Below are 14,667 nucleotides of genomic sequence, written 5' to 3'. Positions count from 1 at the left end.
GATGGCGGAGGACGGCGAGGGCAAACGGGAGCCGCCGGAAGATGAGGGCCATCGCGGCATCGAAAACGCCGTGCTGCTCGCCTTCTTCCTGGTGCTGGTGGCCGCCGGAATCTGGTTACTCGCCACCATGGCCGATGTACGAAAGGCGCAGGACTGCGCCGCCCAGGGACGCCGCAATTGCGCAACGATCGACGCGCCAGTGCGATAGGAAGAAACAGAAAGACGGGAGAACCAACATGCGAAAAACAATCCTCTTGATGGCGCTGATGGTTCTGATCGGCGGGGCAGATGCGTTCGCGCAAGGGTCCTCGTCCGTTTCGAAGAATTCGGGCGGAAGTGGAAACGCCGGCGGCGGAGGGGTGATCCAGGCGCCGGTCGGTCATCGCCAGCCACGCGCCAGCGACGTGCCCAACGAGAAGAATCTGAGCGATCCGAACGATCCGCTGAGCAAGGAAAACGCAGCCCTCGACCGCAAGATCAAGAGCATCTGCCGCGGCTGCTAGGCGCATACTCAAATCGGACATGGGAGGTCGCATGCCCGCTGGAACGTTGCGAATGATCGCGGTTGTCGCCGTCTGTTTCTGCGACGGCGCCCTTGCCGTCGCTGCCGGACAGCCGCGCCATGCGCCGGCGTTAGTTCAGGGGCCGGCTATTTCGGCTCGATCCATGGACACGCTTGCGGCAGCCCGGCGTGCGTCAGGTTTGAAGCAACATGCCGAGCGGACGCGGAAAGCCGACCGCGATTCCTATATCGACCCAGCGGCGCCATATAAAGCCAATCGCCTTTCGTCGCCACGGGCGAGCGAACCGATCCCCAACATCCCCGGGCAAACCACCGTCCTGACGCGGGAAGTGCTCGACGACATGAAGGCCACGAGCCTCAAGGACGCCTTGCGTTCAACCGCGGGCGTGACGATCGGAAGATAAGGGGAGCGGCCTTTCTCCGGTCGCCTTCGAGGTCGTCGTCACCGCAGCTAGTAATCGAGATCCGACAAGAACGTGGTGTTCACGATCTCGAACTCGGACTCGCGCCAATCTTTCAATAATTTCGCGCGCGCCAAGCGATGCGTTGCAGAGTCGGAAGTGCTGCATTTCACCGCGTGGTGGTCGATGCCTGAAATCTCAAGCAACTCATCGAAGCTTACCTGCCGGTCTTCTCGGTTCTCAACTTCGGCGAAGTAGATGGTATGGTCGAACTTTCCCATCGCCCAGCAAAATTGAACGTGAGCCTGCCCGGCGTCGGCAAATGCCAGGGTTGGAGCGAACAGGGCTGAAATCAGGAGTAATCGAATGATCGGTTTAATCATCGCGCTGTTTCCAAAAAAATTAAATGATGCCGGCCCCGAGGCTGCTTACGGCTTCGCAACAGGCTTGGCCGCAGCCGGAACGTTGATAGATGCTGATGAGCCCTTCAAGCGCGCCATCTGGATTTCGTTCGACGCTCTGAGTTCGCTTGCGGGCCTGTTCGTGAAAGTAAGGCCAACCGCGACGATGATGGCGGCCAGATAGGACAGGTATAAGCCGCCGGTCTGCCGGCGGTAGGCACGAAGGTCGTCTGCATTCAGGGTGCCCGGAAGTGGTTTCATGTGGACCTCGTTCGAGACAGCAGCCCTGACAAGGCAATATTCCGAAGTGCTGTTTTCTAATGTGAAGTACGCCACAGGCTCGTCGATTTTCACGAAGTGTACGACGTGGGCTTGCCTGGGTAATCATCCATTCGGAGGAGAAATAACCCGGATTTATGCCTCCACGCTCCGGATCAAGATTACAGCCCTCATTGCCATCAGAAATCGTCGTCTTCAAACCAACGGTTGTTTGCTACTTGGGTTTGACCCTAATCGAGTTAAGCAGCGCTGCGGCCGCGATCAACACCATGATGCCAGCGAGGCTAAGCGCGATCTGCATCGCAAGCGCATCTGAGATATTGAGCAGCGCTATGTGGCTGGCAAGCGCCAGCAGAACGCCAAGGCAATAAATTGCCAGGGAGTTCTCGCCACAGCGGATCGCCCCGCGCATCACCGGCGTCATCAATCCTGGCCAATTACGAGGTATGAGCCTTACCACCAAAATAGCAAGGGCAAAAAAATGCAGCAATCGCAACGGATCGAGATCCGATTTGTTCACCTGATAAAGTAGCTTCGGCAGCACTTGTGGGACCAGCGCTTCCGGTGGTTTGATGCTCCAACTCAATGCGATCATCAGACTAAAAGCCAAATAGAGAACGGCAAGTACAAGCGCCGTGCGCGACGTCACCAACGGCCAGAATCTCTTGCCCCCCGTGACACACCACGCGCCAAGCACAACCGGCAACTGCCAGGCTAGCGGATTGAAGAACCAGACGTTGTTTGGCCATGCCGGAACGGTCCAGCCGAAGACGTGCACCAGCGCATAGAGCAACAACGAGGCGCCGAGCGTCAGGTTCGGCGCTCGCAGCAGCAGCCACAATAGCGGCGCGAAAAGAAGGTGATAAACCACGAAGATCGGCAAGACGTCGGCATTGACTGGGCGGTATTGCAGGATCACCGCATGCGCGAGCGTCGCACCGGGATGTTCCAATAAAATGCGCGTATTGCTCTCGTCGGCAACCCTGCCGCCGCCTGCGAGGTAAACCATGATGGCGCAAGCCAGCGTGAGCAGCAGAAATGCGACATATATGTCCCAGCTTCGCCATAGCGTACGACTGATCACGCCGGTCCAGCCGTCGCGCGAACGTGCCTTGCCGTAGGCCAGCGCGCAGGTCACACCCGAGACGAACATGAACACTTCCGCACTATCGCTGAAGCCGTAATTCCGCAGCGTCAGCCAGCTTCCGATGTTGTTGGGGATATGGTCGAGATAGATGAACCAGAGCGCGATGCCGCGGCAAGCATCGATGCGCAGGTCCCGGCCAGGCTCTTTCAGCTCCGGTAGCGCGCCAACCAATGGCTTCGCAGGTGTCGCGAGCAGCTCGGGTTGAAGTTGCAGATGCCGACCGCGCAACACCTTGGCATTGCGTTCGATCTCCGCCGGCGTCTGGCAAGTGTCAGTGTTCGGCGCAACTCTACCGCGATGCTTGTCGAGGTCGAAAGGTGCGTCACTATCGGGGCGCCATCGCATCGGCTGCCGAGAATGGGACAGATCTAGCGAACTGATCGTTACCATCTCGAAAGAGCTGCGGGGCGCCGACGCAGGCACCATCATCATAGTGGTGACGGGCCGATAGGACGGAAATGACGAGCCTTCCATCGACTCTTCGTTGGTAATAACCTCATATGAGCCCGCCGGTAATAGTCGTTCGATACTTGCGATCCGGAATGGGTGCTTGAAAACCACCGTTTCGCGCCGCGATCGGGTCATCGTCATGATCATTCTCGTGCGTTGGGCGACGAGGCGCCGCCGCAGCGGATTGCGCTGGCATGAAAAGGCGATGTCGGAAACGCCGAAATGCACCTCATTGACCCGGCGCTATTCAGCAGTTCGGGTGAAAGCGTTTCCAAAGCAGAGTGCAAACGGAAACTCCGCTTCAGGGCCCTGCGCGTCCGGGTTAATACTTATCGAATATTTGTTGCCGTCCCGACAGCCAATGCTCCAGCTATCGACCCCAGATTCGGTTCTGCCTTGATACCTGGTCCGAACGACAACATTGCAGGCCTGCTTTTTATATTTCAGAACGGAGGTCCAAAAATCGAGATGCTTGGCCCGATCCAGTGCAAGTATCCTGGTCGACATTGGGCTAGCGGTGTGCGTCGTTTTGAAAGGCTCGGGAGCTAGGGCCTTGGAAGGTACGGCTGTTGGTGTAGTGGCATCCGGCTTTGCAAAATGCAGATCGGCATCCAGAACAAACCCGGCAGCCAGCCATATGACGACGAAGCTCGCAGCCGCCACCAGGAAGAAGACAGGCGAACGCTTCATAATGTCTTTTCCTCCCGGAGAGGAGACATTGGCGGCCATCGTGGCGTCGCGACGTCGCAGAACCCTGACGGCGAAATGTGGTCATTCACCACCAACGCCGATCGCTGCAACTGCCTGCGTACCAAGCCCGAAACTTCGATGAGTAGCTAATGACGATGCCGCACCATCGGGAACGGGTTCAAGCAGCCGCGCGGACGTGTCGTGGAAAAGATGCCAGGTGGGGCTGACTGATACCCTTTGGAACCGTGTCAGCTCGGCTCGAATCCTTGCGTGTCGCTGCGTTGTCGAGCGAGTAGTGCGAGATGCGTAACGAGGCATCCATTGGCTGCACGTTAGAGTCAGCCACACGCGACCTGATCGATTGCCCGCACCATGATCCTATCAAGAGCAAACACAATTCACGAATTATGAACGCGTGGAGGTTTCACAAACCGATCGGGTATCGAAGCGGCAGTGGCGCGCGAGAAGGCCAGATCGCATGACACGCAGAGCGAGAAAGAATTTCTGCTTTGGCAGATAGTGTTGAAAGTTTTTTGGCCGATGAACGAAATTTGTCAGGGGCGCTGATGCGTTTTGCAAGAGGTAACATGAGGGAGGGACCACATCATTTCACACAAGAACGACCGCCGGGTCTCCGTATCGGCGCTACAGCGCGGCTTCCATGGGAACTGGAGCAGGGCGCGCAAATGCGTACCCTGCTTCACGTTCATTCGTCCTGCACGCTAGGCTGTCCGCTCGCGAAATTCCTGCGACTGCGCATTCCTTCGCGTCTCCACCGCATCGGCCAGCACGTTCAGCGTGGATACCGTCGTCTCCCAGTCGATGCAGCCGTCGGTGATGCTCTGTCCGTAGGTCAAAGGCTTGCCCGGCACCACGTCCTGGCGGCCGGCGACCAGATTGCTCTCGATCATGACACCGGCGATGCGCTGCTCGCCGTTCGAGATCTGCTGGGCGATATCGGCGACGACCAGCGGTTGGTTCTCCGGCTTCTTGCTGCTGTTGGCATGGCTGCTGTCGATCATGAGCCGCGGCGCCACGCCGGCACGGGCAAGTTCGAGGCACGCGGCATCGACGCTGTCCCGGTCGTAGTTCGGCGTGTGGCCGCCGCGCAGGATGATGTGGCAGTCCTCGTTGCCGGTCGTTGCCGCAATCGCCGAGCGGCCGCCCTTGGTCACCGCCATGAAATGGTGCGGATGCGAGGCCGACTTCACGGCGTCGGCGGCGATGCGGACATTGCCGTCGGTGCCGTTCTTGAAGCCGACCGGGCACGACAGCCCGGAAGCCAGCTCGCGATGGATCTGGCTCTCCGTCGTGCGCGCGCCGATCGCCGCCCATGCGATCAGGTCGGCGATGTATTGCGGCGTCGTCATGTCGAGGAATTCGGTCCCGGCGGGGAGGCCGAGATTGTTCACGGCCGAAAGCACGTTGCGGGCAAGCCTGAGGCCCCGGTTGATATCGAAGCTGCCGTCGAGATTGGGATCGTTGATCAGCCCCTTCCATCCGACCGTGGTGCGCGGCTTCTCGAAATAGACGCGCATCACGATTTCGAGGCGGTCGGCGAGCTTTTCCCGCAGGGCGGCGAGCCGCTCGGCATACTCGACGGCGGCCACGGGATCGTGGACCGAGCAGGGGCCGACGACGACCAGCAGGCGGTCGTCGGTGCCGTTCAGGATGGCGTGGATGGCGTTGCGCGCCGCCATCACCACCCGCGTCGCGGTCAAGGTGCGTGGTATCTCACGCATCACCTCTTGCGGCGTACTCAGCTCTTTCAGTTCGCTAATTCGAAGATCGTCGGTGGTGCTCAACACGGCTGTGGCTCCTGTTCGTTGGGAACCTGCCGGCCAATAAAAAAGCCGCCAGGTTTGGCGGCTGTTCGGACTTTATGCTTCAATTCGTCAGATTGAGCGCGATCCTCCCACCGCCAGCGAGCTGTCGTAGCTAAAATACCAAAAGCTGCTGGTGGCGATCATGATCATGGCCGGTTCTATAGCGCAGCTATCAGGGCTTGTCATCCCATAATCGGCGGCGTCAGGATTGGCGCGCGGCGAGCGCCATTCCGACCAGCGATGCGCCGCCGAGCACGAGGTTGATCCCGACCAGCAGGCCGATCGCCCATTCCGCCGAACCCGGCAGGCCTGCGACGATGATGAACGCGATCAACAGGTCCATCACCCCTGAAATCAGCAGCCAGGACCAGCGCCCCGACAACTCGCGGCGGTGCTCCAGCGCGTACATGATGGTGACGACGCCTTCGGCCAGAAAATACGCGCCGACCACGATGGTGAGCGTGAGGATGCCCTGCACCGGCCGCGCCAGCAGAATCCCGCCGGCGAGAACGGCGAGCGCCGCGGAAAACAAGGACCACCAGAAGCCCGGCATCTGCCGCGCCCAATAGGTGACGAACAGCCCGGCAATGCCGCTGATCAGAAACATCCAGCCGAGGAAGATGGTGACGGCGAGGCTCGCCAGCGGCGGCACGATCATCGCAGCGAGGCCGAGCAAAGCGAGCACGATGCCTTCGAACAGGAAGGCTTTCCAGTGCGCCTTCACCGCGGCGTTCATCTCAGACTGCAGCTTGCCGATGTCTGGCGGGATATCCTGGGGAAGGGTCATTGGAAACTCCCGATGCCTGCCGCGCCGATGGAGTGTCCAATATAGCCCGTACGCCGCCCGCGGGTAAAATTTGTTCGCAGGCCTTGAGCGAGATCAACGACGAAGGGGTGACGTTCAGCCCGGCTCGGGCGCGGACGAAAATCCCTCCGAGGACGTCCTGATGCGGTTACGGCCGAACACATAAACCGCCGACGTCGCCAGCAACAACGCCAAGCCGATCAGAATGGAGGTCAGGCCGAGTGGAATCAGAAGCAGCGAGGCGTTGCGGTCGGGATTGACGAACCAGTGATGGAGCGAGGTCAGCACGAAAGCCGCGCCGGCAAAGCCCGCACCGCTGCCCACGAGCAGCAGGGCCCACATTCGCCGCAACTGGCTCAGCCGCTCACGCGCGATCTCGGTGCGCGGCGCATGGTGGCGGCCGACGCGCCGCACCAGCCGAATGGCAAATCCGATTGAACTGAATCCGATCAGCAGGCTGGCTGCGCCGAGCAGCATTCGCGTGGTGGGGCCGAGATCCGGATGCTTCTGCAATGTCAGCAGCGGAAAATCGAATGCGGCATGCAATGCGACCGGCGCGAACAGCGCCAGACACCAGCTCGAGATACGGGCCCAGTCGCGATGATGGCGGTGTGCGCCCAGCGCCGTTCCGGCTCGCGCGATCGCGATATAGGCGCCTGCGATAATGCCGAGCGCCCCATGAAACGGTACCGTCAGCACGCTGCGCAACGCGGCCAGCGATCGCCACATGTCAGAGTGCTGCACGAGATAAGCGAGGTTTTCGTAAGCCGCGAAGCCGAGGCCGGCGGCCGCGCCGTAGACCACGGTATCCATCGGGTCCGCAAACATACGCCGCCGCACCGACACCGCAATGATCACGAGGACTTTTACGATCTCCTCGGGTGCGGCGACGCCGAAGATCGAACGCAGGGCCTGCGTCATCCAGGGGTTTCCCGGCACCGCAAGGATCGCGGCAAACGGGGCGCGCGCAATTCCCAATAAGGAAATGCTGGCGGCCCCGAGTATGAAAGCGAGCCATACCCGCGTGGGCGGGCCGGGGCGCTCGTCGGCGGCAATGACGAGCCAGAGCACCAGCAACGCCGGCGCAATGGCGGCAACGCCGATCGATGTGGGGAGGGCCTGAAGCAACAACATCTGGGGAACACTTTACCTCGTCAGACGTTCAAATGGCCGCAAATTCAGTTGTTTGCAAGAAAAGCCGAACGCGACTCGTTGTCGCCAAGCCTAATTTCGAAATCCGGGCCTCCGGCTATGCGGCCTTGCTGCCGATCTTGCCATGGACCATCAGCAACCCCGCCAGCGCGACCAGTGCGAACCCTGCGCCGGCCAGGAATGTTCCCTGCGGCCCCGCGATGTCCCAGAGGCTGCCGGCAATGATGCTGGCTGCGAGCATCGCCAGACCGCCGAGCAGATTGAAGAATCCAAAAGCCGTGCCGCGCAACTCGGCCGGCGCGGTGTCCGCCACGAGCGCGGCCAGCAACCCCTGCGTCAGGCCCATGTGCAGACCCCAGAGAACGACGCCCAGCGCAACCCCGCCGAGCGACGGCAGCAGGGCCAACGCGATATCAGCGGCAACCAGCAACAGCATGCCGCCCGCCAGCACGGCGGTGCGGCTGATGCGATCCGAGATGACGCCGGCGGGATAGGCCGCGACGGCATAGACGACGTTCATGGCCACCAGCACGGCAGGCACGAGCATGATCGGCAGTCCGACATTCCGGGCACGCAGAACCAGGAACGCCTCGCTGAAGCGCGCCAGCGTGAACACACTCGCCACCGCCACTACCCACCAATAGGCAGCCCCCAGGTTTTTGATCTCGGGCAGGCTGATCGGATTGCGCACGGTGCGCAGCTCCCCCGGCCGCTCGGGCTCACGCACGGCGAAGACGATCAACGCCAGCGCCAGGAAGGCGGGAATCACGGCAACCCAGAACACGGCCTTGAAGTTGTCTGATGTCCACCACATCAGGGCAATGGCGAGCAGGGGGCCTGTGAAGGCGCCGATCGTGTCCAGCGATTGGCGCAATCCAAAACTCGCGCCGCGCAGCTCGGCCGGCGAGAGGTCCGCCACCAGCGCGTCACGGGGGGCGCCGCGAATGCCCTTACCGATCCGGTCGACGAAACGCGCCGCCACCAGCCAGGCGATGGTTGGCGCCAGCGGAAAGACCGGCTTGGTGAAAGCCGCGAGACCGTAGCCGGCGGCCGCGAGCCATTTGCGCTTGCCGAGCCAGTCCGAGAGCGCGCCTGAGAATATTTTTGTAATGGAGGCGGTCGCCTCGGCGATGCCTTCGATGATTCCGACCGTCACCATCGACGCGCCAAGCACCGAAACCAGGTAGATCGGGAGCAGGGCGTGGATCATCTCCGACGAGACGTCCATCAGCATCGAGACGAAACCGAGGACCCATACGCTCGGTGGAATATCCCTGATCGAATAAGTCGGCTTCGTGCCAGCAGCCATGTCGTCCTTCGGTCTCACCGCGCCAACAGCAGCCGGCACGCTTCGACAAAGACCTCGGCCCCCGTGACGATGTCGGCGTCGGCGGTGTTTTCGGTCCAGTGGTGAGAGATGCCGCCGATCGAGGGCACGAACAGCATGCCTGCCGGCATCACGGTCGCGAGAATCTGGGCGTCGTGGCCGGCGCCGCTCGGCATGCGCAGTGACCTGCCGCCGGCAAAGGCTGCGCTGGCCTGTTCGATAGCCTGCTGGAAGGATCCATCCATCAGCGCGGGGGCACCGGTGCGAATGCGCTCCACCGCGACGCTGCAGCGGCCCTGCTTGTCGACCTCCGCGGCGATGCTGCGGAGGAGATCCTCCAGCCGCGCAATCACGGCCGGATCGTCGTCGCGAATCTGGAACAGCATTTCCGCCGCGCCGGGGATGATGCTGGGCGCGCCGGGATCGAGGGTGATGCGGCCGGTGGTCCACACCGTGCGTGGGCCGCAGGCCGCGGGGAAGCGCTCGTCGATCTCGACGCAAAATCTGGCGAGCGCGAGGCCTGCGTCCCTGCGAATGGCCATCCGCGTGGTGCCGGCGTGGTTCTGTTCGCCCGTAAACGTGATGCGGTATTGCCAGATCCCGACGATGGACGTGACTACTCCGATTCCGAAGCCGCTGCTTTCGAGCGTCTCGCCCTGTTCGATATGGGCTTCGAGATATCCGATATGCCGGCCGCGTTCGTAGCGCGCGCGGCCGCGGCCGGCGAGGCCGGCGTCGCGCAGTGCGTCACGCATGCCCTTGCCGCTGTTGCGGTCACAAGCCGCATCGATATCGGATTCGGTGACGCCGCCGACATAGGAGCGGCTGCCGAGGAAGTGTCCGAAGTGCCCTTCCTCGTCGCACCAGGACGCAACTTCTACCGCGCCGTTCGTGTTCGGATCGGAATTGATGACGCGGGCAGCTTCGAGCGCATAGACCACGCCGAGCGGTCCATCGAGCCAGCCCGCGTGGTTCTGGCTTTCGAGATGCGACCCTGCCAGCAGCTTCGGCCCGGGCTTCGTGCTGGTGCCGAGGACATTGCCGATGCCGTCGATCTCGCCCATGAGGCCGGCCTCGGGAAGGCGCTGCACCAGCCACTGCAGGGAACGCAGATGCGGTTCCGAAAACGTCGGCTTGTGGACACCGGTCTTGTACGTGCCGATTGCGCGCAGCGCGTGCAGATCGGCAAGAACACGCGCGCCATCGGCGCGTGAGAGATTGTCGTTCATGGATTCGCGTACCTGCGGTTTCTTGTTCTTCCGTAGTTCTCCGGAGGAGAACAAAGTTCCTGACGTCTTCGCGGAAGTAGAACAAAGTTCCGTGATCGTCGCCAGCCGCGTTGATTAATCACCCCGACAACAACGCCAACGCGAAAATCGCAAGCCATGCTACGATGACGAGCGCCGCCACCGCGCCAGCGGTTATCTTCGCCTTTTCCTTTAGCGTGTAGCTGCGCATTTTTTCCGTGAACGTGTGAGAGGTTCAGGCCCTTGCGGGAAGATACTCAATCACTCAACCGCATCATAAAGGAAATAGTTCGAGTTGTGCGGGCGGAAAAGTGCTGTGTGTGCAGGAAATGGCCCTGACGTCGTGGGAGCGCCATGGCCGCCGATCGGCCGAACGGCGGCGGCGCGCCAGTGGTATTCGACCGCGGGCGGCGCGCGAACCGAAGCGACCTTGCTAAGGCGTAAAGGAAAGTCGCGTCTAGCGGCGCTGGGAGAGTTCGCCTTGCCGCATGCTGGCCATGGCACGGCCTTCGGTCAGACGATTCTTCATCGCCGCGACGACCGCACTGGCAAACGCAATTTGAGGATTGGTCGACGCCAGATGAGGATCGATCGACGCCAGACACTGAACTCGAGGGGCCTTCGATCGGTATCCGACCCGGGCTTCGAATGCATCAAGCTGGTGCTCGAAGTTCGCGAGCGCTTCTTTAAGATTAGCCAATTCTTTCGCGCGGGGGTCTCGATGCATACGATCCTCCCAGGACGATGCCGGGGCCGGAGGGCACGTGTATCGGACGGTAGTGCAACGCATCAGAATTCGTTGACCGTAGAGAGGCCGCCTGCCGGCGGCCTGCCCACAGCCAACAATATGACGTGCAGAGCTAGGCCAGGCGAACGCTGCCTTGATTCTTCCGCCGATAAGCCAGGAAGCCGACGCCGAAGAAGCCGAGCATCATCATTGCCCAGGTCGACGGCTCCGGCACCGCGCCGGCTACCGTGTAGTTGCCGAAATCGACCAGCTTGATGGAGTTAAAGTTTTCGGGGAGCGTAGTATAGACCTTGACCTTGTCGATGTACTGGCCGGTGCCCGCAACGGCGGCCGCCCCAAACGGTCCGAAGACTGAGCTCTTGGGGACGTTGGTGAAGGTGAAGGTATTGCCGAAGTTGTCATTCACCTCGACAAAGATATCGCCAAGGATGGCGAGTTGCCCCTGGAAGGAAAACGACGTGAACACGTTGTTGGTGGGGTCGAACGTTATCGATGTGAAGAGAGTATCTTTAGTCCCCGGCGTGGCCGTTGCGTTCCCGCTTCCCGTGTCCACGATACCGACTGTGGAAATGTTGATGAGTTCGGTACCCACATGGGCAGTGAAGCTGCTGACGTTGTCGTTGTTGGTGTCGACGTTCCACGATGTGCTGCTGGTTTGCCAGCTCGACGCGGTGCTCGAAACAATGTCGGCGCGAGCCGCCGAAACGCTGACCATGGCCGCCGCCGAGATTGAAATTACGACCATCGCCTTATGAAGATTTTTCATCGCCTACTCCTGCCAATAAACCGAAATTCAAATATTCCCTGCCGGCTTTCTTTGCCAGCTTTTCCCGAGTTATAGCATTCATTAAAATTTAATAAAGGAGTTTAACTCTACCATCGTACCGCACCAGAAATATATTTAAGCGATTGTAGGTTGTTTTATAGCTTTCTTGCGTCTGACTATGGGCGCTCGCTCTAGGTGTATTCGCGTCTACTGCAATCCGTTGGCGTTTATTTAATTAGCCCGTTTGGGATGTGATATTAAATGCGAAGGCGCCCTATAATGAATACACAATCTTCCCGTTGTGCGTGCGATCGAGCGTTCCTTCAGCGGGGGGCTGTCGGTGCTGCTGCCTTGTGATAGATATCGCGCAGCCGGAAACACGCGCCCCATTGAAGAGCGCGAGCGAGGCCGGGGCGAAAGCTGCCCGCTGGGAAGGGCCGCGTCGCGCGGGGAATCGGCTTACCGATAGGTCTCTTTGCAGGAAGTCAGCTGCTTGCCATGGTTTTGAGAGGAACACCGCATGCCATTTCGGGCTCGACCCCTGTCTCGCTTGCCAGCGCGCCGCTCGAATTCACGCTCTTGGTCGCGATATACATCGGCGACGTTGGGCTCTTTCTTGGCTGTCCCTCTTATCTGATCGCCAGGAAATGGCGTGCTCGCGGGCGGTCGCGCAGAGGCGCGGCCTGAAGGAGAGTAAAGTCCCCCCTGATGCACCGGCCGGCGCAATCAAGCCGCCGGCAACAGCGGAAACGTCAGGATATCCCTGTTTTGTCGCGAGCTTGTTTTTGAGAGGCCGCTGGCGGGTCAACGACCTTGGGGAGGTTGGCAATTTTCAGTCCCCGCACAAATGATCCCCGAGCCTCGCGAGGAGGCGTGATCAGGTATCTGGCGGAAAGTAGACCCGCAACGTCAGGCGGAGTGCGAGGTAAAGCGCGACGCATGTTGTGATTGCAATAGCGGCCATATCCATTTTCCTGTCCCTCACTCTTACGCACTGATGTCCGTTTTCCGGACTTATGCAGCGGATGGAACTTGGGCTGGGAAAATGGTTCCCTTAAGCCTTGAAAATGGTGGCCTTGGGCTTTGAAAGTGTTTGGAACGTGATGGCGCTCCCTAGCGGAATCGAACCGCTCTCTCCACCGTGAAAGGGTGGCGTCCTAACCGATAGACGAAGGGAGCAAAAACAACCGGAAAATCAATGCGTTATGTGCTTGATAGGCCGTGTTGGCCGCCTGCCGTCCATGTTCCATGGAGGCGGCGACGGGCGAACGTATAGTGGCGTTTGGCCGGGTGGGCAAGTCGCTCGAAAATGGCGTCTTTCGGCTCCTTCGACGCCCAGGGGCGATAGCGGGATGCAACGGATTTTAAAGCCGCAGGGCGTAGGATTGGTGTCGGGGGAAGTTCCGACATGGCCTTGCTATCGAGCAAAAAGCGCGAATCGCGCAAATCATTGAGTCAGCCCGGGTGGATCACGCTCGAGGGCGGTTTTGCCGCGCGGCAGTGCGTGGTGCAGGATCTGTCCGCAACGGGGGCGAAGGTCACGATCGGCGACCCCAACTCGCTGCCGACAAAGTTGCGGCTGGCGTTTTCGCGCGACGCCAGGACCGGACGCCGCTGCGAAGTGGTCTGGCGCCGCGGCAAATCGGTCGGCGTCAAGTTCGTCCGCTAATCTGGCATCGATCCGCAAGCGGCGATAAAAGGCGGGATGCGAAAATCCCTCCTTGTAATGATTGCCGTGGTGTTGCCGTCGGTTGCCGCGGCCGCCGAGCAGCCCCGCTCCCAAAAGCCCGACACGGCAATTTCGGGCAAGCAGCTTCCGCTGAAGCGCTCAAATTCGGCCAACGCCTGCGCGGAGTACGGCGCGGGCTTCGTCAAGATCGAAGGCACCAACACTTGCATGAAAATCGGTGGCGCGGTGAGCGTCGGCGCCGGCGTGTCCAGCGGCTCGCGCTGACAAGCGTCGCAACTTTCGTCATGCCTGGAACATCTGCGCGAAGACGCGCTTCGCGCTTTTGCCTCGGGCACGACGAGATTCAAAGCGCTTACGTCATCGGCGGCGCGATGAACTGCGTAAAGCCGGGGCGGGCCGCGAACTGCGCAAACCAGCGATCGAGGTTCGGCAGTTTCGGCTTGGTGACGCCTTCGACGCCGAGCCAGCGCCGCGCATAGGCGCCGAGCGCGATATCGGCGACCGTAAACTGATCGCCTTCGATGAAACGCCGCGTCGCCAGTTGCGCCTCGACGATTCGCCACACCACCGCCTCGGCGTCGACATCCTTCTGGATCGCGACCATATCGCGCTTTTCGACCGGCGTCCGCACCAGCGCCCAGAACACCGGCCGGTCGACCGGCTGCAGCGTTGACAGCGTCCAGTCGAGCCAGCGATCGACGCCGGCGCGTGCTTTCGGTTGTGAGGGGTAGATTGGCGAATTCGCGCCATAGGCCATGCAGAGATAGCGCATCACGGAATTGGATTCCCACAGCACGTAATCGCCGTCCACCAGCGTCGGCACGCGGCCGTTCGGATTCATCGCCAGGTAGGGCGCCTCGTTGTTCTTGCCGAATTGCATGCCGGCGTCGATGCGCTCATAGGCGAGATCGAGCTCGGCTAAGCACCACAGCACTTTTTGCACGTTGACCGAATTGGCCCGGCCCCAGATCGTGAGTTGTTGTTTCTTGTTGTCGGTCACGCGTTGTCTCTCCCGCTGATCTTCCGATTGGCCGTTAATAGCTGAAGATTGACGAAAAAGCGCGCACTTCGCGCGGGCTCAAGACTTACAAAAACAAGACCTAAAACAAGACCTGCAAAAACACGACCTGCAAAAATCAGGCTCCGCCGCAGTGCGACAGAGCCCGTCTTCGCCTAACGCGTGGCTATTTCGGCCGGTCAGCGGCCGAAGAACAG

17 protein-coding genes and 1 tRNA gene are annotated in these 14,667 nt (G+C 60.7%); 6 read left to right on the top strand and 12 right to left on the bottom strand.

Going from position 1 to position 14,667, the window contains the following annotated elements:
- Position 1 precedes the first annotated feature (1 nt).
- From V1293_RS06025 to V1293_RS06015, 3 genes are read left to right on the top strand one after another with little or no spacing between them, the layout of a single operon-like run.
- Positions 2-208, top strand: coding sequence for a hypothetical protein (locus V1293_RS06025; RefSeq protein ID WP_334507557.1), 207 nt, complete (start codon positions 2-4; stop codon positions 206-208).
- A gap of 28 nt (positions 209-236) precedes the next feature.
- Positions 237-503, top strand: a complete 267-nt coding sequence (locus V1293_RS06020) for a hypothetical protein (protein WP_334507555.1) — start codon at positions 237-239, stop codon at positions 501-503.
- A 52-nt stretch (positions 504-555) separates the two neighbouring features.
- Positions 556-927: a Plug domain-containing protein gene (locus tag V1293_RS06015; protein WP_334507553.1), complete on the top strand. Its 372-nt coding sequence runs from the start codon at positions 556-558 to the stop codon at positions 925-927.
- 47 nt (positions 928-974) lie between these two features.
- Here the strand turns inward: V1293_RS06015 and V1293_RS06010 are convergent, their stop codons facing one another.
- A complete protein-coding gene (locus V1293_RS06010; protein ID WP_334507551.1) occupies positions 975-1,307 on the bottom strand; it encodes a hypothetical protein in 333 nt (110 codons plus the stop codon).
- Between V1293_RS06010 and V1293_RS06005 the strand changes: the two genes are divergently transcribed.
- Positions 1,291-1,509 (top strand): hypothetical protein, encoded by a 219-nt coding sequence (locus V1293_RS06005; RefSeq protein ID WP_334507549.1) that lies wholly within the window; start codon positions 1,291-1,293, stop codon positions 1,507-1,509. The genes V1293_RS06010 and V1293_RS06005 overlap by 17 nt on opposite strands.
- Positions 1,510-1,818: 309 nt before the next feature.
- On the opposite strand, the gene V1293_RS06000 is transcribed toward V1293_RS06005, so the two are convergent.
- The 10 genes from V1293_RS06000 to V1293_RS05955 all read right to left on the bottom strand — a co-directional run bounded on the left by V1293_RS06000 (position 1,819) and on the right by V1293_RS05955 (position 12,941).
- A complete protein-coding gene (locus tag V1293_RS06000) occupies positions 1,819-3,183 on the bottom strand; it encodes an OpgC domain-containing protein (protein ID WP_442894332.1) in 1,365 nt (454 codons plus the stop codon).
- 261 nt (positions 3,184-3,444) lie between these two features.
- Positions 3,445-3,930: a hypothetical protein gene (locus tag V1293_RS05995; RefSeq protein WP_334507544.1), complete on the bottom strand. Its 486-nt coding sequence runs from the start codon at positions 3,928-3,930 to the stop codon at positions 3,445-3,447.
- Between the two features lie 683 nt (positions 3,931-4,613).
- Positions 4,614-5,699, bottom strand: a complete 1,086-nt coding sequence (locus V1293_RS05990; RefSeq protein WP_334507542.1) for a 3-deoxy-7-phosphoheptulonate synthase — start codon at positions 5,697-5,699, stop codon at positions 4,614-4,616.
- Positions 5,700-5,919: 220 nt separating this feature from the next.
- Positions 5,920-6,504 carry an HdeD family acid-resistance protein gene (locus tag V1293_RS05985; protein ID WP_334507540.1) on the bottom strand — a complete coding sequence of 195 codons (585 nt, stop codon included), beginning with the start codon at positions 6,502-6,504 and terminating at the stop codon, positions 5,920-5,922.
- 114 nt (positions 6,505-6,618) lie between these two features.
- The gene (locus tag V1293_RS05980; RefSeq protein ID WP_334507538.1) at positions 6,619-7,656 is read right to left on the bottom strand and encodes a PrsW family glutamic-type intramembrane protease; all 1,038 of its coding nucleotides are present in this window, start codon (positions 7,654-7,656) and stop codon (positions 6,619-6,621) included.
- Positions 7,657-7,771: 115 nt separating this feature from the next.
- Positions 7,772-8,983, bottom strand: a complete 1,212-nt coding sequence (locus V1293_RS05975) for an MFS transporter (protein ID WP_334507536.1) — start codon at positions 8,981-8,983, stop codon at positions 7,772-7,774.
- A gap of 14 nt (positions 8,984-8,997) precedes the next feature.
- A complete protein-coding gene (locus tag V1293_RS05970; protein ID WP_334507533.1) occupies positions 8,998-10,230 on the bottom strand; it encodes a Zn-dependent hydrolase in 1,233 nt (410 codons plus the stop codon).
- 475 nt (positions 10,231-10,705) lie between these two features.
- A complete protein-coding gene (locus V1293_RS05965; protein WP_334507530.1) occupies positions 10,706-10,975 on the bottom strand; it encodes a hypothetical protein in 270 nt (89 codons plus the stop codon).
- 133 nt (positions 10,976-11,108) lie between these two features.
- Positions 11,109-11,762: a PEP-CTERM sorting domain-containing protein gene (locus V1293_RS05960; protein WP_334507527.1), complete on the bottom strand. Its 654-nt coding sequence runs from the start codon at positions 11,760-11,762 to the stop codon at positions 11,109-11,111.
- Positions 11,763-12,866: 1,104 nt separating this feature from the next.
- A tRNA-Glu gene (locus tag V1293_RS05955) sits at positions 12,867-12,941 on the bottom strand.
- A 229-nt stretch (positions 12,942-13,170) separates the two neighbouring features.
- On the opposite strand from V1293_RS05955, the gene V1293_RS05950 reads away from it, so the two are divergent.
- Positions 13,171-13,431 carry a PilZ domain-containing protein gene (locus V1293_RS05950; RefSeq protein WP_334507525.1) on the top strand — a complete coding sequence of 87 codons (261 nt, stop codon included), beginning with the start codon at positions 13,171-13,173 and terminating at the stop codon, positions 13,429-13,431.
- Between the two features lie 36 nt (positions 13,432-13,467).
- Positions 13,468-13,716 carry a porin gene (locus tag V1293_RS05945; protein ID WP_334507523.1) on the top strand — a complete coding sequence of 83 codons (249 nt, stop codon included), beginning with the start codon at positions 13,468-13,470 and terminating at the stop codon, positions 13,714-13,716.
- An 88-nt stretch (positions 13,717-13,804) separates the two neighbouring features.
- Here the strand turns inward: V1293_RS05945 and V1293_RS05940 are convergent, their stop codons facing one another.
- Positions 13,805-14,452 (bottom strand): glutathione S-transferase family protein, encoded by a 648-nt coding sequence (locus V1293_RS05940; RefSeq protein WP_334507521.1) that lies wholly within the window; start codon positions 14,450-14,452, stop codon positions 13,805-13,807.
- Between the last annotated feature and the right edge of the window lie 215 nt (positions 14,453-14,667).

The sequence above is a fragment of the Bradyrhizobium sp. AZCC 1693 genome, assembly GCF_036924745.1.
GTDB lineage: Bacteria > Pseudomonadota > Alphaproteobacteria > Rhizobiales > Xanthobacteraceae > Bradyrhizobium.
The sequence above is the reverse complement of the archived record's forward strand: the minus strand, read 5'-3'. Positions and strand labels throughout refer to the sequence as shown.

Excerpts from the sequence above, each read along its gene's own strand:
- V1293_RS06025 (WP_334507557.1), top strand. The coding sequence starts at position 2 with ATGGCGGAGGACGGCGAGGGCAAACGGGAGCCGCCGGAAGATGAGGGC.
- V1293_RS06020 (WP_334507555.1), top strand. The coding sequence starts at position 237 with ATGCGAAAAACAATCCTCTTGATGGCGCTGATGGTTCTGATCGGCGGG.
- V1293_RS06015 (WP_334507553.1), top strand. The coding sequence starts at position 556 with ATGATCGCGGTTGTCGCCGTCTGTTTCTGCGACGGCGCCCTTGCCGTC.
- V1293_RS06005 (WP_334507549.1), top strand. The coding sequence starts at position 1,291 with ATGATCGGTTTAATCATCGCGCTGTTTCCAAAAAAATTAAATGATGCC.
- V1293_RS06010 (WP_334507551.1), bottom strand. The coding sequence starts at position 1,307 with ATGATTAAACCGATCATTCGATTACTCCTGATTTCAGCCCTGTTCGCT.
- V1293_RS06000 (WP_442894332.1), bottom strand. The coding sequence starts at position 3,183 with ATGATGATGGTGCCTGCGTCGGCGCCCCGCAGCTCTTTCGAGATGGTA.
- V1293_RS05995 (WP_334507544.1), bottom strand. The coding sequence starts at position 3,930 with ATGGCCGCCAATGTCTCCTCTCCGGGAGGAAAAGACATTATGAAGCGT.
- V1293_RS05985 (WP_334507540.1), bottom strand. The coding sequence starts at position 6,504 with ATGACCCTTCCCCAGGATATCCCGCCAGACATCGGCAAGCTGCAGTCT.
- V1293_RS05980 (WP_334507538.1), bottom strand. The coding sequence starts at position 7,656 with ATGTTGTTGCTTCAGGCCCTCCCCACATCGATCGGCGTTGCCGCCATT.
- V1293_RS05975 (WP_334507536.1), bottom strand. The coding sequence starts at position 8,983 with ATGGCTGCTGGCACGAAGCCGACTTATTCGATCAGGGATATTCCACCG.
- V1293_RS05970 (WP_334507533.1), bottom strand. The coding sequence starts at position 10,230 with ATGAACGACAATCTCTCACGCGCCGATGGCGCGCGTGTTCTTGCCGAT.
- V1293_RS05965 (WP_334507530.1), bottom strand. The coding sequence starts at position 10,975 with ATGCATCGAGACCCCCGCGCGAAAGAATTGGCTAATCTTAAAGAAGCG.
- V1293_RS05960 (WP_334507527.1), bottom strand. The coding sequence starts at position 11,762 with ATGAAAAATCTTCATAAGGCGATGGTCGTAATTTCAATCTCGGCGGCG.
- V1293_RS05950 (WP_334507525.1), top strand. The coding sequence starts at position 13,171 with ATGGCCTTGCTATCGAGCAAAAAGCGCGAATCGCGCAAATCATTGAGT.
- V1293_RS05945 (WP_334507523.1), top strand. The coding sequence starts at position 13,468 with ATGCGAAAATCCCTCCTTGTAATGATTGCCGTGGTGTTGCCGTCGGTT.